This is a genomic window from Lacinutrix himadriensis (assembly GCF_001418105.1).
GTDB lineage: Bacteria > Bacteroidota > Bacteroidia > Flavobacteriales > Flavobacteriaceae > Oceanihabitans > Oceanihabitans himadriense.
The window spans coordinates 766,829-788,371 of the sequence record NZ_LIQI01000022.1 but is presented as its reverse complement, the minus strand read 5'-3'; the positions used below and the strand labels follow the sequence as shown (position 1 = coordinate 788,371).

Sequence of the window (21,543 nt, the reverse complement as noted above, 5' to 3'; positions counted from 1 at the left end):
TTTTTATACCAATAAAATTTTCCTAAAATGAAAAAAATAACCCTTTGTTTAATTACACTAATTACTATAATGGCTTGTAAAGAAGAAAAGAAACAAGTAGAAAGAAACATTTCTGTAAACTACCCCGAAACGAAAAAAGTAGATACCGTTACAAACTATTTTGGTGTAGATGTAAAAGATCCTTATCGTTGGTTTGAAGACGACAAAAGTGCAGAAACAGAAAACTGGGTTAAATCTCAAAACCAAGCAACATACGGTTATTTAGACAATATTCCATATCGAAAAGAACTAAAAGAACGCCTTGAAAAACTTTGGAATTACGAAAAAGTAGGCGCTCCATTTAACGAAGGAGATTATACGTATTTTTATAAAAACGACGGTTTACAAAACCAACACGTAATTTACAGACACAAAAAAGGAAGTAGTCCAGATACCGCAGAAGTGTTTTTAAATCCTAATAATTTTTCGGAGGATGGAACCGTTTCTTTAGGAGGAACGAGTTTTTCAAAAGACGGAAAAACATTAGCCTATGCTATTTCGGAAGGTGGAAGTGATTGGAGGAAGATTTTAATCCTGAATACCGAAACAAAAGAGATTATGGAAGATACTTTAGTGGATATTAAATTTAGTGGTATGTCTTGGTTTAAAAACGAAGGTTTCTATTATTCCAGTTACGACAAACCTAAAGGAAGCGAGCTTTCTGCTAAAACAGATCAGCACAAAGTTTACTATCACAAACTTGGAACGCCTCAAAAAGAAGATGCGCTAATTTTTGGTGGTACGCCTTCCGAGAAACACAGATATATCTACGGAACCGTTACTGAAGATAATAAGTACTTGCTAATTTCTCCAAGAGTTTCGACTTCCGGAAACAAGCTTTACATCAAAGACTTATCGAATCCTAACAATCCGTTAGTAACCATTTTAGATCACACCGATAGTGATACTTATGTTATCGATAATATTGGCAGCAAGCTATTTTTAGTAACCAATCTAAATGCGCCTAATAAAAAAATTGTAACTGTAGATGCTGCAAATCCGACTCCTGAAAACTGGAAAGATTTTATTCCAGAAACAGAGTATGTTTTAGCCCTTCAAAAGGAGGCGGATATTTCTTTACAGAATATATGGTCGATGCTATTTCTAAAGTAAAACAATATGACTATGACGGAAAATTCATCAGAGACATCGAACTTCCAGGAGTAGGAAATGCTGGTGGATTCGGTGGAAAAAAAGAAGAAAAAACAGATTACTTTTCCTTTACCAATTACAATACACCATCTAGTATTTATAAATTAAATGTAGATACTGGTGCATCTGAATTGTACTGGAAACCGAGTATAGATTTCAATCCGGAAGACTATATCAGCAAACAAGTATTTTACAACTCTAAGGATGGTACCAAAGTACCGATGATAATTACCTACAAAAAAGGCGTAGAACTTAACGGAAAAAACCCGACCATTCTTTATGGTTATGGCGGATTCAATGTAAGTTTAAACCCGTCTTTTAGTATCACTAATGCCGTTTGGATGGAACAAGGCGGTATTTATGCAGTTCCTAATCTTCGTGGTGGTGGTGAATACGGAAAAGAATGGCATAAAGCAGGAACACAATTAAAAAAACAGAATGTATTTGACGATTTTATTGCTGCTGCAGAATACCTAATAGCAAACAATTATACTTCTAGCGATTATTTAGCAATTCGTGGTGGTTCTAATGGTGGTTTATTAGTTGGTGCAACCATGACGCAACGTCCAGATTTAATGAAAGTAGCATTACCAGCAGTTGGTGTTTTAGACATGTTACGTTACCACACGTTTACAGCTGGAGCAGGTTGGGCTTATGATTACGGAACCGCAGAAGACAACAAAGAAATGTTTGCATACCTGAAAGGTTATTCACCAGTACACAATGTAAAAGAAGGCGTACAATATCCTGCAACCCTAATAACCACAGGAGATCATGATGATCGCGTGGTACCAGCACATAGTTTTAAATTTGCTGCAGAATTACAAGACAAACAAACAGGAAATAATCCTACTTTAATTCGAATTGAAACCGATGCAGGACATGGCGCAGGAACTCCGGTTAGTAAAACCATTGAGCAATACGCAGATATTTTCGGATTTACGTTATATAATATGGGATTTGATGTGCTACCAAGCAAAATGAAAGAAAAAATAAAAGGATAATTATTTGTCACACGCAGCGCATTTAGCTTCGAAAGCTTTAGCAAATCTAGTGTCGAAATGTCTAATTAATAAAATTGTACTAAAACCGCTCTTCTTAAAAGTTGCGCGGTTTTTTTATGTTATTTTTGTAGTACCAATTATCATTTAAAACTATTGTAAAATAAAATGATGATTTATTGCTTTATACAAGTAATAAAAATAAAGCATAGCTTTTGTTACGGTTTCTTTTTCTTCTGAAGTAGAAATAATAAAGGGTGTTTTATTTCGGTAATTTTAAATGATAACTGGTATAAAATGCTGCAAGTAAAAGACATCACCTTTTCTTATAATAAAACACCCGTTTTAAAGGATATTTCCTTTTCGGTAAAACCCGGAGAACACCTTTCTATTATTGGTGAAAGTGGCTCTGGAAAAAGTACTTTATTAAAAGTGCTTTATGGCGAATATGACACAGAAAAAGGAAACATTTTTTGGAAAGACGAAGAAATTCTAGGACCAAAACACAATCTAGTTATTGGCTATGATTTCATGAAATACGTAGCGCAAGAATTTGATTTGATGCCTTATATTTCTGTCGAAGAAAACATCGGGAAGTTCCTATCTCGTTTTTATCCGGAAGAAAAACAGAAACGAGTAGCAGAATTAATTGAAGTGGTAGAACTTACTAATGTTGCAAAAACCAAAGTGAAATTATTAAGTGGCGGACAAAAACAACGTGTTGCGCTTGCCAGAGCTTTAGCAAAACAGCCAGAAATTATTTTATTAGATGAACCTTTTAGTCATATCGATAATTTTAAAAAACAATCCCTTCGTAGAAGTGTTTTTAAATATTTAAAAGAAAATAATATTGCATGTATTGTTGCCACACACGATAAAGAAGACGTTTTAGGCCATGCCGACAAAATGATTGTTTTAAACAACCATAATATAGCAGTTAACGATACACCTGAAAACTTATATAAAAACCCTAAGACTGGTTTAATTGCCTCTTCTTTGGGGAATTTAATGTGATAGATAACCAAATTATTTATGCACATCAGTTACACGTTGTGGAACAATCCGATTTAAAAGCAACAGTAAAACAATCGTATTTTAAAGGGAGTTGTTATTTGGTGGAAGCGGATTTGGAGGATCAAACACTTCTGCTGGAATCCAAAAAAGCACTTCCAATAGGTGCTAATATTTGTCTGAAAATCTCGAAATAATCATCGTAGAAAGGAAAACTAAAGATGTTTAACCATAGGTATTTAACAGACAACGAAATTGCTTTTATTTCAAGCCGAATAAATAGAACCAAAAATCTACTTTTAGGTTTATTTATCGTTATAGCTCTAGTAATTGCTACTGCCGCATTTTTTGTTTATAGCGAATTAGACACCACCAATTTCATTATTAATTTAATGTTTGGTGTATTAATCTTACTGCTGTATTTCTTGCATTGGTTTGCAAAGGGCTATAAAGAACATGTTATTGATGGAAAGGTTTACAAATCGCAAGGAGTATATAAACGCATCTACCAACAGCATGATAAAAACGGAAGATACTACGACACCTTAAATGGTGCTATTATAAAAATACCTTGGCATTGGAGAAACTATCTTAAATTACAAAAAGAACCCGTTGCGTTTGAATATATTGTTAGAGATGGCGCTGTTGCAGTAAACGAAGGGGCTTCCTTGTATCTCATTTCTGTAAACGATACATTATCCTTGGATTATGAATTGCAAAACGGACTTCAAAAAGCGAAGCCTTTTTCTTTTATTAACATGGTTAGTTTTGTTCTAATTATTCCTGCACTTTTGATTCTATTCTTGAATCCCGATGTAACCGATATTCAAAACTTTATACAACTAACAAAAACAGAGAAAGATTTCATAACGCTTAACTCTACCGAAGAATTACAACAAATTGAAACTCCTAATTATATTAAAATTAATAATGCTTGGGTGTATCAATATAAGCGACCTTATGATTCATTTGGCGATAATTATGTCATCTTCTAAAGCAGAAAGAGATCGCATTTACTACAACCCTTCTTCGCATCCTAATTATAGATTTTTCTTTCCACCAAGCATATTTAAAAAACCAGAAAGAGAAACCTATAAAAAGCAATTAGAAAAAAACATACAGAAGCTTGGTATTAAACAAAACACAGACTCTACCCTTTGGGAAAATGCGGTTAATCATTCTTTTAAAATACAGCTTTCAGAATATAACAACCGTCTTTTTAAAGCAAAAAGAATGGATTCTATTTTAAAGGAATTGAAACCAAAAACATCCTTTTTTAAGCTTTATGATAACTGTTTTAATGCACCAGAAAAAAGTAGTTATTCCATAAAAAGTAGTTTAGAAAAAACATTTATTGTTAGTGGTTTTTACACCCCAGAACAGCATAAAATTATAAGTTTTGAAGAACAAAAAGAGCAAAGAAAAGAGATTAAAAATGCCTGTATTCTGTTTTGTATTTGTGCGCTAATCGTAATCGTTTTTATGCTTTCTCTTTTTAAAATCATCTATAATACCATTATTAAAAAAAGACTGGTAGAAGCACAATGGAATATTAATCATGGGAATCCTAGAATAGGGAAATGATTGTTATAGTATTTAAACAACCTGGATTTAAAAGGAATTATTATTTAGTGAAAGTGGACTTGGATCGTGAGGTTGTATTTTTTTAAAAGATTTAAAAACTAGATAAAAATCAAATTGCTTCATCAACAATAAAGTACTGAAAACCAGAAAGATATTTGTATTTTATAGAAATTTTCTTAAATTAGAAATCTAAACATTTAAAAAAATAAACTATGAAAAAAATTCTACTAATAGTAACTGTACTATATTCAACTTTTTCTTTTTCGCAATTAGTAACTTATGAAGAATTTAAAGCTTCTAAAAACCAAAAAAAAGTAACACTAGATTCCTATCAAGCATCTAATGGTCAAGTTTTTAAAATTGGAGATAAAATTACTCTAGCGCAACCAAGTATGAGTGGAGATGAATATTTAAATGTTGTAGAAAATGATTTAGGAAGTCTTAAACGAATAAACATAGGTAAAAAAGGTTTTCAAGCAGAAGTAAAAAAGTTTAAAATTTATGGAAATAAGCGAACTGGTTTTTTTGTAATAGCTGTTACAAAAAGCCCCGTTGGTCTAACTAATCTTTGGGTAGAAATAGAGCCTGCTATTGAAAACGGTGAAATTGAAACTACTGGATTAAATCGTGAGCAAGCAATTGCTAAATTAAAAGAAACAAAAGATCTATTGGATTTAGAAATGATTACCAAAGAAGATTACGAAATAGTTAAAAAGGAATTAACTCCAATAATAATGCAAAACAATTAAGCTATTCTTGTTAGTAAATAAGCCTCCAATAAAAAACAATTGGAGGTTTTATTATATTACATCATTAATTGTAAACTTCAAATCCCTAAACGCAACCGCATCTCCAACACCTTTTCCAAACAACAATTTACCAATAGGTGTATTTGGGGAAATCGCATAAAACTTATCTTTATCCACCGTTAATTCGCCTGCACTAATCGCTATATAGTAATTGGATTTTGTTGTATACACCACACTTCCTAAGCCAATGGTTGGGCTCGTTTTTTCGACACTTATTTTAGAAAGTGCTTCTTTTACCTTTACAATTTCGGAAAGTTGATTTCCTGCTTTTTCACGTTCCAATTGTAACATGGCACGACCGGTTTCATGCTTATCGCCAGCACTACTTTTGGTTTCGCTGGTTAAAGATTCTTGGATCTCGTTGATGGTTTTTTGAACCGTTAACAACCTATTTTCTATAAACTGAAAACACGCATCATATAGGTTTTTCTTTATATGTAAAGTACTACTCATTGCTTTTAAAATCTAAGGATCCAAAATAAACCATTTGTTTTACAATCCAACTTTTTCTAGAGTTTATGTAGCTTGTTGGCGGATTTGCTTTATACCTTCTCGGATTTGGTAAAATAGCTGCAATGGCAGCTGCTTCTTGTTGTGATAATCTGGATGCCGATTTTTTAAACCAATATTGAGAAGCCGCTTCTACGCCATAAATACCATTCCCCATTTCTATGCTATTTAAATAGACTTCTAGAATGCGCTCCTTGCTCCAAATTTTTTCTATTAAAAAGGTAAAATAGGTTTCTAAACCTTTGCGTAACCAACTGCGTTGTGGCCATAAAAACACATTTTTTGCGGTTTGTTGACTAATGGTACTTCCGCCTTTTATTCGTTTTCCTTTTTTGTTGTATTCGTATGCTTTTTCAATGGCTTTTAAATCGAAACCATTATGATTTAAAAACTGCTGATCTTCACTACAAATCACCGCTACTTGTGCGTTTTTGGAAATATGATCCATAGCAACCCAATCGTGTTTCCAAATGATATCTTTTCCTTCTTGATATTGCTCGATGCTTCTAATAATCATCAATGGAGTAGCAGGAACAGGAACTTTTTTATACAAAAAAACGATCGCTACAGAAAGTACTACCAACCAAAAGATGCATTTTAAAACAAATCTAAAAAACCGTTGCAACAGATTTTCGCGCTGCTTCTTTTTTGGTTTAGCCATTATATTAGATCCGCTAATTCTTTACCCACCAAACTACCAATTGCGATGCCCATTCCGCCAAGTCTTACGCCACAAAACACGTTAGTACTTAGTTGTTTTACTATTGCTTTTTTCTGGTTACCAACTCCCATAATACCGCTCCATCGATGGTCTATTTCAAAAGGAGTTTCTGGTAAAATAGTGCTTTTTAAAAGTTCCTCTAGTTTGTTTTGAATGATTGCTGTTTGGTGTAATTTGGTGGTTTCTTCGGATTTAAAATCGAGATTTCTTCCGCCACCAAATAAAATTCTATCGTCAATATTTCTAAAATAGTAATAGCCTTTATCTAAATGAAAGGTGCCTTTTATGTGTAAATTTTTTATTGGTTTGGTAATTAAAACTTGTGCTCTTGCAGGTTTTACTTCTGGGATATCTAATTGCGAAGCAAAGCCATTAGTTGCTATTAATAATTTGGAAGAAGAAAAGGAAAACGAATTGGTTTCTATTTTTACAGCGTTAGCATCTTCTGAAAAACTAGTAACCGATACATTATTTAAAATTTTAATGCCTTTGGGAAGTACTTTTTGAAGCAATGCATCCATCATTTTACCAGTATCTATTTGTCCTTCAAACTGATTGAAAATGTAATTTTCTTGAATGTTTTTAAAACGGAAGCTATTGTCTTTTAAACTAAAAATATCTGCGTTAAAAACGGGTTTTAGTAGATTATTTATTGCCTCTTTTTGAGAAAGACATTCTTGAAACAAGCTAGTGTCTTGTTTGGTAAACAACTCATAACCTCCTAGCTGTTGGTAGTTCATTGTTTTGTCTCCTAAAGTGTTTCTTAGAAGCTGTAAGCCATTTACTCTTTTTTTAACTAGCTCTATGACTTCTTGTTTGGTATGTGTGTTTAAATCGTCTAGAATTTCACTTAGACTACCAAAACAGGAAAAGCCTGCGTTTTTGGTACTTGCTCCTTGTGGCAAGGTTCCCTTTTCTAGAATTAGAATTTTTGCTTTTGGAAATTTCTCTTTTAGGTGTAAAGCGCAATTCAATCCAACAATACCACTACCAACAATGGTGTAGTCTATGTTGGTAAGCCATGTTTTTATTTCCCAATAGGATAAGTTCATGTTGCTAATTTAGGGATTTAAATTGAAGTTCTAAACTGTGTTAAGGATTGAGCAATTGTTGGAGCTCCTTGCAAAGAGCGACTTGTGAAAGCCTGACTTTTGCTTTCTTAAAAAAGCAAAAGGAACACCATAAAAAAGACCTAACAAAGCTATGGTTTATAAATAAAAAAACTCCGAAATTGCTTTCGGAGTTTTTTTATACCTTAGTTTAAGGGAATACCAATATATTTTGAAACTTTTAGTCTAATGTCTAGAAGCAGCTTTTAAATTAGTCTTCTTCTGCTTGAGGTTTCATTACAAAATCTTCCATAAATTTAGTAGTATAATTTCCTGCTAAATAATCTGGATGATCCATTAATTGTCTATGAAAAGGAATGGTTGTTTTTATTCCTTCGATAACGAACTCGTCTAAAGCACGTTTCATTTTATTAATAGCTTCTTCTCTTGTTTGCGCCGTTGTAATTAACTTAGCAATCATAGAATCGTAGTTTGGCGGAATGCTATACCCAGCATACACGTGCGTATCTAAACGTACTCCATGTCCTCCCGGAGCATGTAATGTTGTTATTTTTCCTGGCGAAGGTCTAAAGTTGTTATATGGATCTTCGGCATTAATACGACATTCGATAGAGTGTAATTGTGGTAAATAGTTTTTACCAGAAATTGGCACTCCTGCAGCTACTAAAATTTGTTCACGTATCAGGTCAAAATCAATTACTTGTTCTGTAATTGGGTGTTCTACTTGAATACGAGTATTCATTTCCATGAAGTAGAAATTTCTGTGTTTATCTACTAGAAATTCTACCGTTCCTGCTCCTTCGTATTTTATGTATTCTGCTGCTTTTACTGCTGCTTCCCCCATTTTTTTACGTAAGGCGGTTGTCATAAACGGCGAAGGTACTTCTTCGGTTAGTTTTTGATGACGACGTTGAATAGAGCAATCTCTTTCGGATAAATGACAAGCACGGCCCGTAGAGTCTCCTACAATTTGAATTTCGATATGGCGAGGCTCTTCAATAAGCTTTTCCATATACATATCATCATTTCCAAAAGCTGCTTTAGATTCTTGTCTTGCAGAATCCCAAGCGTCTTTTAAATCTTCTGCTTTCCAAACGGCGCGCATTCCTTTTCCACCACCACCAGCAGATGCTTTAAGCATTACTGGGTAACCAGTTTCTAAGGCTACTTTTTCGCAGTCTGCAAAGTCTTTTATTACTCCTTCGCTTCCTGGAACACATGGTACTCCAGCTTCTATCATAGTAGATTTGGCGTTCGCCTTATCTCCCATTCTATTAATCATTTCTTCGGAAGCACCAATGAATTTTATTTGGTGTTCTTCACAAATTTTTGAAAATTTAGCGTTTTCAGATAAGAATCCGTATCCTGGATGTATTGCATCTGCATTGGTAATTTCTGCTGCTGCAATTACGTTAGATACTTTTAAGTAGGATTCGCTACTTGCTGCTGGACCAATACATACGGCTTCGTCTGCAAATTTAACATGAAGACTATCCGCATCTGCTGTAGAATATACAGCAACTGTTTTAATGCCCATTTCTTTACAGGTTCTAATTACACGTAATGCAATTTCCCCTCTATTGGCAATTAATATTTTTTTGAACATAACTTTTTGTATTAAAAATTTCAAATTCCAAGCTCCAAATTCCAAATATTGGATGTTTAGATTTGTGTATTGGAATTTTTAAAGGGTTATGATGGATCTACTAAAAATAATGGTTGATCAAATTCTACTGGAGAAGAATCATCTACTAAAACTTTTACGATTTTACCAGATACTTCTGATTCTATTTCGTTAAAAAGTTTCATTGCTTCGATGATACATAAAACATCTCCTTCATTAATAGTTTGTCCTACTTCCACAAAAACTGGTTTGTCTGGAGAAGGTTTTCTATATAAAGTTCCAATTATTGGAGACTTAATGGTGATGTATTTTGAGTTGTCTTCGTCTGCAACAGCTGCTTTTACAGGAGCTGCATCTGCAACAGGTTGTGCTGCAACAGCAACTGGTGCTTGTGCCATAGCGCCCATTGGTATTTGTTGTACAAATGTTTGGGTTTCTGCTTTATCGTCTCCACCAGTTTTTATGGTAATTTTAATATCGTCAGTTTCTAATTTAACCTCACTTGCACCAGATTTGGCTACAAATTTAATTAGGTTTTGAATGTCTTTAATATCCATAATATTCAAGTTTTAATTATGATTGTTAGTTAGTTTAAGAATTATAAGCCCATTTTATATAAATAGCGCCCCAAGTAAATCCACCTCCAAAAGCAGCAAGTATCACCTTGTCTCCTTTTTTAAGTTTAGATTCGTAATCGTTTAATAATAAAGGTATCGTTGCAGAAGTCGTATTTCCATATTTTTCAATATTCATCATCACCTTGCTAGAATCTAAATCCATTCTGCTTGCGGTAGCATCAATAATTCTTTTATTTGCTTGATGCGCTCCTAACCAATCGATATCATCATTAGTAAGGTTATTTCTTTCTAAGACTTTGACACAAGCGTCTGCCATATTAGAAACCGCCCATTTAAATACTGTTTTACCGTCTTGAAAAACAAAATGTTTTTTTGCTTTTACTGTTTCTAAGGTTGCTGGTTCTATAGATCCTCCTGCAGGAACTTGAAGAAATTCTCTTCCAGTTCCGTCACTTCTTAAGTATTCATCTTGAACCCCTAAATCTTCTGTAGTAGGTTCAAAAAGTACCGCTCCTGCTCCATCTCCAAAGATGATACACGTTGCTCTGTCTGTATAATCAATCATAGAAGAGTTCATGTCTGCTCCTATAACTAATATTTTTTTATACTTTCCAGATTCTATAAAGCTAGAAGCCGTAGAAACCGCATATAAGAAACCAGAACATGCTGCATCTAGATCATAAGCAAAAGCATTTGTTGCTCCAATTTGTGAAGCTACAAATACTGCTGTTGCAGATGCTTGCATATCTCTTGTAGCTGTTGCCACAATAACTAATTCTATTTCTTTGGGATCTAGATTTGATTTTTTTATCAAATCTTTGGCAGCTTCCGTTGCCAAGAAAGAGGTTCCTTTACCTTTTTCTTTTAATATTCTACGTTCCTTGATTCCTGTTCTAGAAGTTATCCATTCATCATTTGTATCTACCAAAGTTTCTAATATTTGGTTAGTCAATACATATTCTGGAACATATTTACCTACAGCTGTTATCGCTGCTGAGATTTTGCTCATAATTTTGGTGTTAATTCGACCTAAAATCGTTGAAGATTAGCAAAAACGAATACCATTTTAATTAAAGGGATAGGTTTCGGCTTAATCTGATGCAAATTAAGTTGTTTTTAACGTAAAGAAAAATATATAACAAAAAAAACGCTCACAGAGGAGCGTTTTATTGTATGCACGCATAGTAACTATGCTAAATTTTCTTCTACTTGTGAGTTGTCGATTAAAACTTGTCCTCTGTGGTATAATTTTCCTTCAAACCAGTGCGCTCTATGGTATAGGTGAGCCTCACCTGTTGTTGGGCATGTAGCAACTTGTGGCGCAACTGCTTTATAATGTGTTCTTCTTTTATCTCTTCTTGTTTTTGAGATTTTTCTTTTAGGATGTGCCATTTTTTATATTATTTATCCGTTAATAGTTTCTTAAGTGTATTCCAACGAGGATCTATATCCTCTTTGTTTTCTTTTTCTTCAGCCGATTTAGGGCTAAGTTCTTCTAATTTTTTAAGTATTTCTGAATCTAATGTACCATCTTCAACTCCTGGATGAATTCGTTTATTAGGAACTGCTAAAACAATAAGTTCATAAATATACTGCTGTATATTTATTTCATATTCACCATGTGAAATGATTAATATGTCCATGTCTTCGTCATTGTACTCCTCTCCAAACTGAACAACCAAGTCGAATTCACTTTCGATTTCTTGATCATACGGTTCATTGGTTACGTCACAATTAACGTTTAAAGTTCCCGAAATTTTAAAATTCAATTCTAGTAACGTTGATTTTTTATTTAAAATAACAGCTACTTTAATGTTCGAATCATTAAAATCTTCATACTCAAAATGTTCAAAGAACGATTGTTCAATATCATACTCAAAAAGGTGTTCTCCTGCTTTTAAACCTACAAATGGTATTGTAAATGCTTTCAAATGCTTCATTTTCACATCTATTTTGAGCCTGCAAATATACAAATTTTTATTTACCAAGCACAGTTATAAACATTTTTTTGTTTATATCTTTTTTTGATTGAATTTTAGAGGGTTTTCCGTTAATGCATCGTACTCTAATCTATTCTTATAAATTTCAATAGCTTTAAACACTGCTTCCTTAAAAGAACTGTTGTCTGCTATGTTTTTTCCTGCGATTTCAAAAGCCGTTCCATGATCTGGAGAAGTACGTATTTTATTTAACCCTGCCGTATAATTTACACCTTGTCCAAAAGAAAGTGTTTTGAAAGGAATTAATCCTTGATCGTGATAAGAAGCTATTATAGCATCAAAATTTGTGTAATTATTAGAACCAAAAAAGCTATCTGCGGCATAAGGACCATAAACAAGCTTCCCTGTTTTTTTAATTTCTTCTAATGTTGGTCTTAAAACAGTATCGTCTTCTGTGCCAATAACCCCATTATCTCCATTATGCGGATTAATACCTAATACTGCTATTTTAGGCTTTCTAATTTTAAAGTCTTTTTGTAGCGAAGTATAAATCGTTTCTATTTTCTCTTTTATACGTTTCGGTGTAATTTGTGTTGCAATATCTTTTACCGGCACATGATCTGTTAATAAACCAACACGTAATTTGCCGGCAACCATTAACATTAAACTGTTTCCTTCTAATTCTTGTTCTAAATAATTAGTGTGTCCAGGAAATTTAAAGGTATCCGACTGTATATTGTGTTTGTTTATAGGTGCAGTAACTAACACATCTATATTTCCATTTTTTAAAGCACTTGTTGCAGCTTCCAAAGATTTTATAGCAAACTCACCTATTTTAAAATCTTCTTTACCGAATTGAATTTTCACATGATCATTCCAAACGTTAAAGACATTTATTTTTTGTGGAAGTATTTGATCTAGGTTGTTTATTCCGTTTAAATTTACATCTACTTTAAAATGATTTTTTAAAAAAGTCATTGTTTTTACGGATGCAAAAATTACTGGAGTACAAAATTCTAGCGTTCTAGGATCTTCAAAAGTCTTTAGTACAATCTCTGCTCCTATACCATTTAAGTCTCCAATAGAGATACCTACAATTATATTTTCTTCTTTCTTCATTAATAATGCTAACTTTTGTTTGTAATTTTACTGTTACAAATTTAACTAAATAATCGACAATAATGTTTACTGGTATCATTGAGGAATTAGGAGAGGTAAAACAACTAGATCAAGAGCTTGATAATTTGCACATTACAGTGCAAAGTAATTTTACGCAAGAACTACAAATAGATCAAAGCGTAGCGCATAACGGCGTGTGTTTAACGGTTGTTGCTATTAACAATAACGAATATAAAGTAACTGCAATTAAAGAAACGCTAGAAAAAACAAATTTAAATACTATTAAGGTTGGCGATGTAGTAAATTTAGAAAGAGCAATGCAGCTAGGAGAACGATTAGATGGCCATATTGTACAAGGTCATGTAGATCAAACAGCTACTTGTATACATATTGAAAACACTTCGGGAAGTTGGTTGTTTACTTTTAAATATGATAGTGCGTTAAATAATATCACTATTGAAAAAGGTTCTATTACCATTAATGGTGTAAGCCTAACAGTTGTAAACTCTAAAAAAGACGAATTTAGCGTGGCTATAATTCCGTATACTTATGAACACACAAATTTTAAGCATTTTAAAATGGGTACAGAAGTAAATTTAGAATTTGATGTAATTGGAAAATATGTAGCTAGATTAGTAGACCTAAACAAACTTTAAGCTTTCGATCTAATTGTTTTTACAATACCATATATCAAACCAATAGCTAATAACAAGTAAATCCCAGCATCTATAGGAAGACCTGGAGGTGGAGGTGGCGCTGGTGGAGGTGGTCCACTCATCGTTTGCGCAACACTAACAAAACTTATTAATAAAAATAAGATTGAGGCAATTATTTTTTTGTTTTGTATCATTCAGTTGTAAATGTATAAAAAAAAGCGACTTAACAAAAAATTCTAAATCTTTTTAGTTAAAAAAAACCTTCTAATTGCAAAAAAACATCGGTAAACCGTTAAATCTTAACACTTTTTCTATACTTGTATAAAAAAAGTGGTCCCACTTGGGCTCGAACCAAGGACCACCTGATTATGAGTCAGGTGCTCTAACCAACTGAGCTATGGGACCATTGACAAATGTCAAACTCTCTATTGCTAAAGAGTGTGCAATATTACTACATATTTTAAAACTCTACAAGAATATTTTTTAAATAATTTCTTGACAAAGCTCTATTAAGACGCCATTCGTACTTTTTGGATGTAAAAAAACGACTAACTTGTTGTCTGCTCCTTGTTTAGGGATTTCGTTAATTATTTTAAAACCTTCCTTTTTTAATCTTAAAATTTCTTTTTCAATATTATCTACAGCAAAAGCAATGTGATGCATTCCTTCTCCTTTCTTTTCTATAAACTTAGCAATTGCGCTATTTTCGTTGGTAGCTTCTAATAATTCAATTTTATTTTCGCCGACTTTAAAAAACGAGGTCTTTACGCCTTCACTAGCGACTTCTTCTACTTTATAATGCGGTTCTCCAAAAAGTTGCGCATATAATTTATTCGCTTTTTCCAAGTCTTTTACAGCAATACCTATGTGTTCAATTTTATTCATGTTTACTTTCCGCGAAAGCGAAAATATTTTTTAGGTTAACTTCTATTTTTTTACTAAAATTTATTTTAATGCCTTAAAAATACAATAATCCTTAAATATCAACTATTTTTGCATTGTAGAAGATAAAGTTTATCTTTTATATTGAAATAAGATTTCAGATTACTCTGAATCTAAAATACATTTAAAGTGGAAGAAACGCAAAGACAAAAAAAAATAGGTTCTGTATTACAACGAGATATAGTGGATGTGCTACAAAAAGCAGCATCACAAGGTGGTATGAAAGGAATACTTATTTCTGTTAGTAAAGTAAAAGTAACTGTAGATCTTTCTGTTGCTAAAGTGTATTTAAGTATTTTTCCTAATAATAAAGGGAAAGAACTATTAGAAGGAATTAAATCAAATACCCCTTTAATTAGACATGAATTAGCGCAACGTACTAGACATCAATTAAGACGTATGCCAAATTTAGAGTTTTTTGTAGATGATTCTTTAGAGTATATTGACAAGATTGAACAGTCTTTAAAAGGAAAAGAAGACCCTATTAACGATCCTGAACTTTTAGGAAAACGTAAAAAACAATAATCGGTTTTATTAAACCTTTCCATTATATTTATTACTTAAAACTCATTTTTGTTATTGTAAAATAAACATGCATTTCCCTTTATACATAGCGAAACGTTATTTGCATTCTAAAAGCAGTAACAATGCTATTAATTTTATTACCATAATTGCAGCTATCGGCATTGTTCTTGGTGCCGCTTCTTTATTTATTGTACTATCTGGTTTTGCTGGTTTAAAAGACTTCACCTTACAATTTACGTCTATTGTCGATCCCGATTTAAAAGCCGAAACCGCCATAGGAAAATCTTTTTTTATTACAGATGACGAATTAGAAAAACTAGATGATCTAGAAGATATTGTTTCATATTCTAAAATTATTGAAGATCGTGTTTTTATCGCTTTTGATGAAAAAAACTACCCAAACGCATACATAAAAGGCGTAGATGAAAATTACGAAAAAGTAAACATCATCGATTCTGTAATCCCATTAGGAAGCTGGCTTACACAAAACACCAACCAAATTGTAGTCGGTTGGGGAATTTCGAGCAACCTCTCTTTTGGCGTATTAGATTATGGTAAACGTGTTAGTTTATATGTGATGAAACCTGGTAAGGGACAAATCACTTCCGAAAAACAAATTTACAACACCTTTCAAGCCATTAATGTCGGTATATTTGATATTAACGAAGAGCTAAACGACAAATACGTTTACGCACCTTTTAAATTTGCTAAAGAATTGTTAGGCTATAAAGACAATCAAATCTCTGCCATAGAATTTAAACTAAAAGAAGGTTTTAACGAAGAGCAAGCAAGAACAAACATTCAAAATATTTTAGGCGATAAAGTGATTTTAAAAAATAGAGCACAATTAAATGATGCGCTTTATAAAATGCTAAACACCGAATATTTAGCCGTTTACCTCATATTTACTTTGGTATTAATCATCGCATTATTTAACGTTATTGGTTCTATAATTATGATGATTCTAGACAAAAAGAAAAACATAAACACCTTATTTAATCTTGGCGCAACCCAAAAAAATATTCAAAACATCTTCTTTTATCAAGGAGTTTTAATGACACTTTTAGGCGGCATTATAGGTTTAATTATTGGAGTACTTCTTATTTTTCTACAGCAAACCTTCGCTTTCATAATGATAACACCTTCTTTACCTTATCCGGTTGCATTAAAAGCAATAAACGTAGGAATTGTGTTTTTAACCATTACTGTTTTGGGGGTTATTGCTTCTAAAATTGCATCTGCAAGAATTACTAAAAATTTAGTGTCTAATTAGTTTTTTGGCAAGTTGCCTGAAAAAGGCAAACAGGCTTTTACAACTCGCTCTTTTCAAGGAGCTCAAACAAATTGTGCAATCCTTCTTGCGTGTACTTGCTATGCTTAAGGTTTAATTAAAAGGAAAGTAATTACTTAAAAAAATCTATTTTGTTGCAGCTTCGCGCAATTTGCAAACTCTCCGCTTTTGACTAAAGTCAAAACCACCTCTCTTTAACTAAAGAGAGGAGCAAGTACAAATTATAATTTTGGCTGTAAGAAAGAGGTGTTTTGAATATATACAGCCTTGTTTTCTAACTAAATAAAAATATACTCGTAAAAGCTCTCCTCTTAAGTTTAAGAGGAGAATGAATTGCAGTTTTCCAAAAAGAAAACGGGAAGAAAGAGGAGTTTTGTTCCTAAAAAATAGCTTCGCTTTTTTCTTCAAACGCTCCGCTTTTAACTAAAGAGAGGAGCAAGTGATTATAATACTTTAGAATCTATAAATCTATTCTGTAAACTGAAAGTCTCCAAACTTCTCTAACACCTCATCAAACGCAGCAAACACATCTACAGATGCATCACTAGTAACCATTTTCATTCGGTATTCTTTAAAATGTGGAATCCCTTTAAAGTAATTGGTATAATGTCTTCTCGTTTCAAAAACACCAAGAATTTCCCCTTTCCAGTCAATAGACATTTGCAAATGTCTACGAGCCGCTTCTACACGTTCTTGCATATTAATTGGTCGGTAATGTTCTCCTGTTTCAAAAAAGTGTTTTACTTGTTTAAAAAACCAAGGATTACCAATGGATGCACGACCAATCATACAACCATCTAATCCGTATACATCACGCATTTCCATGGCGCGTTCTGGAGTAGTAACATCGCCATTTCCAAAAACAGGAATATGCATACGTGCATTATTTTTTACTTCTGCAATTGGCTTCCAATCGGCATCTCCTTTATACATTTGCGCTCTTGTACGTCCGTGAATTGCTATCGCTTTACAGCCAACATCTTGCAATCTTTCAGCAACCTCAACAATTCGAATAGAATCATGATCCCAACCCAAACGTGTTTTTACCGTGATTGGAATGTTGGTGCGTTTCACCATTTCGGCAGTTAATTGCTCCATCAAACAGACATCTTTTAAGATTCCTGCTCCTGCACCTTTACTAACTACTTTCTTTACCGGACAACCAAAATTAATATCAATAATGTCTGGTTTAGATTCTGCAACAATATCAATAGTTTGCAGCATACTATCTAAATTGGCTCCAAAAATTTGAATCCCAACAGGACGCTCTTTTTCATAAATGTCTAATTTCATAACACTTTTTGCTGCGTTACGAATTAAACCTTCACTACTAACAAATTCTGTGTATACCACATCTGCACCTTGTTCTTTGCATAATGCGCGAAAAGGTGGATCACTTACATCTTCCATTGGTGCTAACAATAAAGGAAAGTCAGGAAGTTCTATGTTGCCTATTTTTACCAAGTACTTAATATTTTCCGCAAAAATAAGTCTTTTATTTTTATAAAAAATAAACGTAAAAACCGCTTATCTCTAAATATGTACCTTTGCAGCAAAAACATAAAATGAAAAAGAACCTACTTTTACTTTTTGTCCCTGTTATACTCCTTTTAAATTGCAGTGCTATAGATGAGTTAACCAAATTCGATTTAGACTATCAAACCAATTATACCATACAACCTACCACTTTAATAAACACTCCTTTTGATATCCAGACGCCAGACATGACTACAGAGTCGGAGTCTACTTTTGAAAACAACGATACACGTAAAGATTTAATTGAAAGTATTAAACTAAAAACGATTAAGCTTACTATCGATACTCCGGAAGATGGAGATTTTAACTTTTTAAAAGAAATTCACGTTTATATTAATGCCGAAGGTGTTGAGGAATTAGAAATAGCAAACGCTTTTGATTTAGAAGACACTAATTCTAGCACTTTACAATTACAAGTTACCGATCAAGAATTAAAAGAGTTTATTAAAAAAGACACTTTTAGTTTACGTGTTAAAACAGTTACAGACGAAACAATTAGCGAAACACACGACATTACCATTGACACCAAATTTAGAGTAGATGCTAAAATTTTAGGGGTGTAATTCTGTGTTTATTGCTTCTATAAAGAAAAACAGCAGCAAAAATTTAATTATTCTTGTTGCTGTTTTTTATTTATAAAATGCGTTACAATTTGCGCTACTTTAATTGGGTTTTAAAAGCTAATTTCGGCTTCTACTGTTTTCCCATCTCTTTCTACAATCACTTTGGTAGTATCTCCTTCTTCAAATTTTGATAATCCTATCATGTATGTTGTCATATCTATCACCTCAATCTCGCCAAGTTTTACAACTACGTCTCCTCTTTGTAATCCTGCTTTTTGTGCTGGTTTGTCTTCACTAATTCCATCAATTCGCATCCCTTTTCCGTCGTATAAATAATCTGGAATGACACCTAATCCAACTTTAAAACGTGGTACATCTTCGCTTTCGTTTTTCGTTTTTCTAAAAGGAAGTTTTCCGTTATTATCTAAATCGCTAACAATCTCGAAAATGTAATTTGAAATTACTTGCATGCCGTTAAAATGCAAACGTTCTGTATCGTCTGAAGGTTTATGGTAATCTTCATGCTGACCAGTAAAAAAATGCAACACAGGAATATCTGCATTATAAAAAGAAGTATGATCACTTGGTCCTACTCCAGATTCTTTTTGCACTAATTTAAATCGGTTGTTATTCGCTTTTAAAGTTTGTTTAAATATTGGCGAAGTACCAACCCCATAAACAGCAAGTGTACTATCTTTTTTAAGCCTACCAACCATATCCATATTAATCATATAGTTTGCTTTCTTCGTATCTATCGTTGGATTTTTCACAAAATAGTTAGAACCTAATAATCCCATTTCTTCACCAGAAAAAGTAATGAATAAGTAATTGTTGTTAATATTCCCTTTCATTAATCGTTTTGCCAAATTTAGTAGCACTGCTACACCACTTGCATTGTCATCTGCTCCATTATGAATAGCTCTTTCCCCTCTATATAAAGAACCTTCAGCACCATAACCTAAATGGTCATAATGCGCACCAATAATCACAGTGTTTTCTGCTTGGTTATCTATATACGCTACTACGTTAGTTCCTGTAATGGTACTGTCTCCATCTTTTACGGTATAATTCACTTCTTGATGCGGATCTGTTTTTGGTTTAAAGGAAAAGGTTTGAAAAAAACCATCCGTTCCTTTGGCGTGTAAACCTAAATCTTGAAAGCGTTTTGCGATATATTCCGCAGCTTTTTGCTCTCCTACTGTTCCTGTTTGTCGGCCTTCTAAAGCATCATCTGCTAAAAATGCTACGTCTTCTTCAATAGATACTTCTGGTGTAACTATATCTTCTTTACAAGAACTCAATAGAATTAAAAAAATGACAAGAATGCTATATTTCATAATGATAAATATTAATTTTACACAAAATTAGGTATTAAATGCCATTTAAGTAAAAAATCATGACTAAAAACTACGTACTATACATATTACTTGCTTTTTCTTTTGTTTCCTGTAAACAGAATACTTCTAAAACAGGAGATGCTACAACGGGAGCTACAAAATGGGTGGATTCTTTAATTTATCCGGAAGAAACGCATTTTAAAAATATACGTCAAGTTACTTTTGGTGGTGATAATGCCGAAGCATATTGGAGTTTTGATGACAAGCAATTAGTTTTTCAGTCGAATAACAAAGACTGGAATGTAGATTGCGATCAGATGTTTTTAATGGATGCTGACGAAATATTTAAAGATAAAATTCCTCCAATGATTAGCACCGGAAAAGGAAGAACTACTTGTGCGTATTTTTTACCAGATAACGAACATATTATTTATGCTTCTACACATTTAGGAGATGATGCTTGCCCAGAAACTCCTTTACGTAAAAACGGAAAATACATCTGGCCAATTTATGATACCTATGATATTTTTGTAGCCGATTTAGAAGGAAATATAACCGCACAATTAACACATGAAGTTGGTTATGACGCAGAGCCGACGGTTTCTCCTAAAGGCGATAAAATTGTTTTCACCTCTACTAGAAATGGGGATATCGATTTATATACTATGAATTTAGACGGAAGTGATGTAAAGCAAATTACTTTCGAGTTGGGTTATGATGGAGGCGCTTTCTTTTCTCCAGATGGCACAAAAATTATCTTCCGTTCTTCTAGACCAAAAACCGAAGAAGAGATTAAAGAATATAAAGATTTATTAGCGGAAGGGTTAGTACAACCAACCGAAATGGAACTTTATATATGTAATGCTGATGGTAGTGATTTAAAGCAATTAACCGACTTAGGAAACGCGAATTGGAGTCCGTTTTTTCACCCAGATGGAAAGAAAATTTTATTCTCTTCTAACTTTGAATCCCCTCGCGGATTTCCATTTAATTTATACTTGATTGATATTGATGGTAAAAACTTAGAACGCGTTACGCATAGTACTACTTTTGATGCTTTCCCTGTGTTTTCTAATGATGGTAAATACTTAGTCTTCTCTTCGAATAGAAATAATGGTGGCGGACATGATACTAATTTATTTATTGCAGAATGGCAAGACTAAAAGGATGGCAATTCTGAAATATAATTAAAGAATGATACCGATATTGCAGAATGGAGCGATTAGCGATATTCTGAAATATATTAATTCTGATACTAATTTATTTATTGCAGAATGGCAAGACTAAAAGGATGGCAATTCTGAAATATAATTAAAGAATGATACCGATATTGCAGAATGGAGCGATTAGCGATATTCTGAAATATATTAATTCTGATACTAATTTATTTATTGCAGAATGGCAAGACTAAAAGGTTGGCAATTCTGAAATATATTAATTCTGATACGAACTTGTTTATTGCAGAATGGAGCGATTAGCGATATTCTGAAATATATTAATTCTGATACTAATTTATTTATTGCAGAATGGCAAGA

21 protein-coding genes, 1 tRNA gene and 2 pseudogenes are annotated in these 21,543 nt (G+C 32.9%); 10 read left to right on the top strand and 14 right to left on the bottom strand.

Annotated features, from left to right (window positions below; genetic code table 11):
* Positions 1-27 precede the first annotated feature (27 nt).
* From AMD28_RS11120 to AMD28_RS11100, 5 genes and pseudogenes are all read left to right on the top strand, one after another.
* Positions 28-2,195 (top strand): annotated as a pseudogene (locus AMD28_RS11120) (prolyl oligopeptidase family serine peptidase).
* A 294-nt stretch (positions 2,196-2,489) separates the two neighbouring features.
* Positions 2,490-3,400 (top strand): annotated as a pseudogene (locus AMD28_RS11115) (ABC transporter ATP-binding protein).
* Positions 3,401-3,424: 24 nt separating this feature from the next.
* A complete protein-coding gene (locus tag AMD28_RS11110) occupies positions 3,425-4,198 on the top strand; it encodes a hypothetical protein (RefSeq protein ID WP_055444180.1) in 774 nt (257 codons plus the stop codon).
* A complete protein-coding gene (locus AMD28_RS11105) occupies positions 4,185-4,787 on the top strand; it encodes a hypothetical protein (RefSeq protein WP_055444179.1) in 603 nt (200 codons plus the stop codon). Before AMD28_RS11110 ends, AMD28_RS11105 begins: the two co-directional genes overlap by 14 nt.
* 212 nt (positions 4,788-4,999) lie before the next feature.
* Positions 5,000-5,536, top strand: a complete 537-nt coding sequence (locus tag AMD28_RS11100; protein WP_055444178.1) for a hypothetical protein — start codon at positions 5,000-5,002, stop codon at positions 5,534-5,536.
* Between the two features lie 51 nt (positions 5,537-5,587).
* On the opposite strand, the gene AMD28_RS11095 is transcribed toward AMD28_RS11100, so the two are convergent.
* The 9 genes from AMD28_RS11095 to pdxA all read right to left on the bottom strand — a co-directional run bounded on the left by AMD28_RS11095 (position 5,588) and on the right by pdxA (position 13,158).
* Positions 5,588-6,049 carry a hypothetical protein gene (locus AMD28_RS11095; protein WP_055444177.1) on the bottom strand — a complete coding sequence of 154 codons (462 nt, stop codon included), beginning with the start codon at positions 6,047-6,049 and terminating at the stop codon, positions 5,588-5,590.
* A complete protein-coding gene (mtgA, locus tag AMD28_RS11090) occupies positions 6,042-6,767 on the bottom strand; it encodes a monofunctional biosynthetic peptidoglycan transglycosylase (RefSeq protein WP_083478286.1) in 726 nt (241 codons plus the stop codon). Before mtgA ends, AMD28_RS11095 begins: the two co-directional genes overlap by 8 nt.
* A complete protein-coding gene (locus AMD28_RS11085; protein ID WP_055444176.1) occupies positions 6,767-7,879 on the bottom strand; it encodes an NAD(P)/FAD-dependent oxidoreductase in 1,113 nt (370 codons plus the stop codon). The genes mtgA and AMD28_RS11085 overlap by 1 nt, the downstream gene beginning before the upstream one ends.
* 268 nt (positions 7,880-8,147) lie before the next feature.
* The gene (accC, locus tag AMD28_RS11080; RefSeq protein WP_055444370.1) at positions 8,148-9,503 is read right to left on the bottom strand and encodes an acetyl-CoA carboxylase biotin carboxylase subunit; all 1,356 of its coding nucleotides are present in this window, start codon (positions 9,501-9,503) and stop codon (positions 8,148-8,150) included.
* Positions 9,504-9,589: 86 nt separating this feature from the next.
* Positions 9,590-10,078 carry an acetyl-CoA carboxylase biotin carboxyl carrier protein gene (accB, locus tag AMD28_RS11075; RefSeq protein ID WP_055444175.1) on the bottom strand — a complete coding sequence of 163 codons (489 nt, stop codon included), beginning with the start codon at positions 10,076-10,078 and terminating at the stop codon, positions 9,590-9,592.
* Between the two features lie 34 nt (positions 10,079-10,112).
* Positions 10,113-11,108 (bottom strand): beta-ketoacyl-ACP synthase III, encoded by a 996-nt coding sequence (locus AMD28_RS11070; protein WP_055444174.1) that lies wholly within the window; start codon positions 11,106-11,108, stop codon positions 10,113-10,115.
* A 179-nt stretch (positions 11,109-11,287) separates the two neighbouring features.
* On the bottom strand, positions 11,288-11,491 hold the full coding sequence (gene rpmF, locus AMD28_RS11065; protein ID WP_055444173.1) for a 50S ribosomal protein L32: 204 nt from the start codon (positions 11,489-11,491) through the stop codon (positions 11,288-11,290).
* An 8-nt stretch (positions 11,492-11,499) separates the two neighbouring features.
* Positions 11,500-12,039, bottom strand: a complete 540-nt coding sequence (locus AMD28_RS11060) for a YceD family protein (protein ID WP_055444172.1) — start codon at positions 12,037-12,039, stop codon at positions 11,500-11,502.
* 72 nt (positions 12,040-12,111) lie between these two features.
* Positions 12,112-13,158 (bottom strand): 4-hydroxythreonine-4-phosphate dehydrogenase PdxA, encoded by a 1,047-nt coding sequence (pdxA, locus tag AMD28_RS11055; RefSeq protein ID WP_055444171.1) that lies wholly within the window; start codon positions 13,156-13,158, stop codon positions 12,112-12,114.
* Positions 13,159-13,220: 62 nt separating this feature from the next.
* Here pdxA and AMD28_RS11050 point away from each other — a divergent pair, with 62 nt between their 5' ends.
* Positions 13,221-13,814 (top strand): riboflavin synthase, encoded by a 594-nt coding sequence (locus AMD28_RS11050; RefSeq protein ID WP_055444170.1) that lies wholly within the window; start codon positions 13,221-13,223, stop codon positions 13,812-13,814.
* Here AMD28_RS11050 and AMD28_RS19040 read toward each other — a convergent pair.
* From AMD28_RS19040 to mce, 3 genes are all read right to left on the bottom strand, one after another.
* Positions 13,811-13,936: a PID-CTERM protein-sorting domain-containing protein gene (locus AMD28_RS19040; RefSeq protein ID WP_275077406.1), complete on the bottom strand. Its 126-nt coding sequence runs from the start codon at positions 13,934-13,936 to the stop codon at positions 13,811-13,813. The genes AMD28_RS11050 and AMD28_RS19040 overlap by 4 nt on opposite strands.
* Before the next feature lie 209 nt (positions 13,937-14,145).
* Positions 14,146-14,219: transfer RNA gene (locus AMD28_RS11040), tRNA-Ile, on the bottom strand.
* Between the two features lie 78 nt (positions 14,220-14,297).
* The gene (mce, locus tag AMD28_RS11035; RefSeq protein ID WP_055444168.1) at positions 14,298-14,699 is read right to left on the bottom strand and encodes a methylmalonyl-CoA epimerase; all 402 of its coding nucleotides are present in this window, start codon (positions 14,697-14,699) and stop codon (positions 14,298-14,300) included.
* Between the two features lie 186 nt (positions 14,700-14,885).
* On the opposite strand from mce, the gene rbfA reads away from it, so the two are divergent.
* Together rbfA and AMD28_RS11025 are read left to right on the top strand one after the other, a co-directional pair.
* Positions 14,886-15,281 (top strand): 30S ribosome-binding factor RbfA, encoded by a 396-nt coding sequence (rbfA, locus tag AMD28_RS11030; RefSeq protein ID WP_055444167.1) that lies wholly within the window; start codon positions 14,886-14,888, stop codon positions 15,279-15,281.
* A gap of 67 nt (positions 15,282-15,348) precedes the next feature.
* The gene (locus AMD28_RS11025) at positions 15,349-16,554 is read left to right on the top strand and encodes an ABC transporter permease (protein WP_055444166.1); all 1,206 of its coding nucleotides are present in this window, start codon (positions 15,349-15,351) and stop codon (positions 16,552-16,554) included.
* Positions 16,555-17,040: 486 nt separating this feature from the next.
* Here the strand turns inward: AMD28_RS11025 and dusB are convergent, their stop codons facing one another.
* Positions 17,041-18,036 (bottom strand): tRNA dihydrouridine synthase DusB, encoded by a 996-nt coding sequence (gene dusB / locus AMD28_RS11020; protein ID WP_055444165.1) that lies wholly within the window; start codon positions 18,034-18,036, stop codon positions 17,041-17,043.
* Between the two features lie 101 nt (positions 18,037-18,137).
* On the opposite strand from dusB, the gene AMD28_RS11015 reads away from it, so the two are divergent.
* Complete coding sequence (locus tag AMD28_RS11015; RefSeq protein WP_055444164.1) at positions 18,138-18,671, top strand: hypothetical protein; 534 nt, start codon at positions 18,138-18,140, stop codon at positions 18,669-18,671.
* Between the two features lie 110 nt (positions 18,672-18,781).
* On the opposite strand, the gene AMD28_RS11010 is transcribed toward AMD28_RS11015, so the two are convergent.
* Positions 18,782-20,008: a M28 family peptidase gene (locus AMD28_RS11010; protein WP_055444163.1), complete on the bottom strand. Its 1,227-nt coding sequence runs from the start codon at positions 20,006-20,008 to the stop codon at positions 18,782-18,784.
* A 59-nt stretch (positions 20,009-20,067) separates the two neighbouring features.
* Here AMD28_RS11010 and AMD28_RS11005 point away from each other — a divergent pair, with 59 nt between their 5' ends.
* On the top strand, positions 20,068-21,171 hold the full coding sequence (locus tag AMD28_RS11005) for a TolB family protein (RefSeq protein ID WP_055444162.1): 1,104 nt from the start codon (positions 20,068-20,070) through the stop codon (positions 21,169-21,171).
* Positions 21,172-21,543: the final 372 nt, after the last annotated feature.

Coding starts and splice junctions, on each gene's coding strand:
- AMD28_RS11110 (WP_055444180.1), top strand. CDS start 3,425: ATGTTTAACCATAGGTATTTAACAGACAACGAAATTGCTTTTATTTCA.
- AMD28_RS11105 (WP_055444179.1), top strand. CDS start 4,185: ATGTCATCTTCTAAAGCAGAAAGAGATCGCATTTACTACAACCCTTCT.
- AMD28_RS11100 (WP_055444178.1), top strand. CDS start 5,000: ATGAAAAAAATTCTACTAATAGTAACTGTACTATATTCAACTTTTTCT.
- AMD28_RS11095 (WP_055444177.1), bottom strand. CDS start 6,049: ATGAGTAGTACTTTACATATAAAGAAAAACCTATATGATGCGTGTTTT.
- mtgA (WP_083478286.1), bottom strand. CDS start 6,767: ATGGCTAAACCAAAAAAGAAGCAGCGCGAAAATCTGTTGCAACGGTTT.
- AMD28_RS11085 (WP_055444176.1), bottom strand. CDS start 7,879: ATGAACTTATCCTATTGGGAAATAAAAACATGGCTTACCAACATAGAC.
- accC (WP_055444370.1), bottom strand. CDS start 9,503: ATGTTCAAAAAAATATTAATTGCCAATAGAGGGGAAATTGCATTACGT.
- accB (WP_055444175.1), bottom strand. CDS start 10,078: ATGGATATTAAAGACATTCAAAACCTAATTAAATTTGTAGCCAAATCT.
- AMD28_RS11070 (WP_055444174.1), bottom strand. CDS start 11,108: ATGAGCAAAATCTCAGCAGCGATAACAGCTGTAGGTAAATATGTTCCA.
- rpmF (WP_055444173.1), bottom strand. CDS start 11,491: ATGGCACATCCTAAAAGAAAAATCTCAAAAACAAGAAGAGATAAAAGA.
- AMD28_RS11060 (WP_055444172.1), bottom strand. CDS start 12,039: ATGAAGCATTTGAAAGCATTTACAATACCATTTGTAGGTTTAAAAGCA.
- pdxA (WP_055444171.1), bottom strand. CDS start 13,158: ATGAAGAAAGAAGAAAATATAATTGTAGGTATCTCTATTGGAGACTTA.
- AMD28_RS11050 (WP_055444170.1), top strand. CDS start 13,221: ATGTTTACTGGTATCATTGAGGAATTAGGAGAGGTAAAACAACTAGAT.
- AMD28_RS19040 (WP_275077406.1), bottom strand. CDS start 13,936: ATGAGTGGACCACCTCCACCAGCGCCACCTCCACCTCCAGGTCTTCCT.
- mce (WP_055444168.1), bottom strand. CDS start 14,699: ATGAATAAAATTGAACACATAGGTATTGCTGTAAAAGACTTGGAAAAA.
- AMD28_RS11025 (WP_055444166.1), top strand. CDS start 15,349: ATGCATTTCCCTTTATACATAGCGAAACGTTATTTGCATTCTAAAAGC.
- AMD28_RS11015 (WP_055444164.1), top strand. CDS start 18,138: ATGAAAAAGAACCTACTTTTACTTTTTGTCCCTGTTATACTCCTTTTA.
- AMD28_RS11010 (WP_055444163.1), bottom strand. CDS start 20,008: ATGAAATATAGCATTCTTGTCATTTTTTTAATTCTATTGAGTTCTTGT.
- AMD28_RS11005 (WP_055444162.1), top strand. CDS start 20,068: ATGACTAAAAACTACGTACTATACATATTACTTGCTTTTTCTTTTGTT.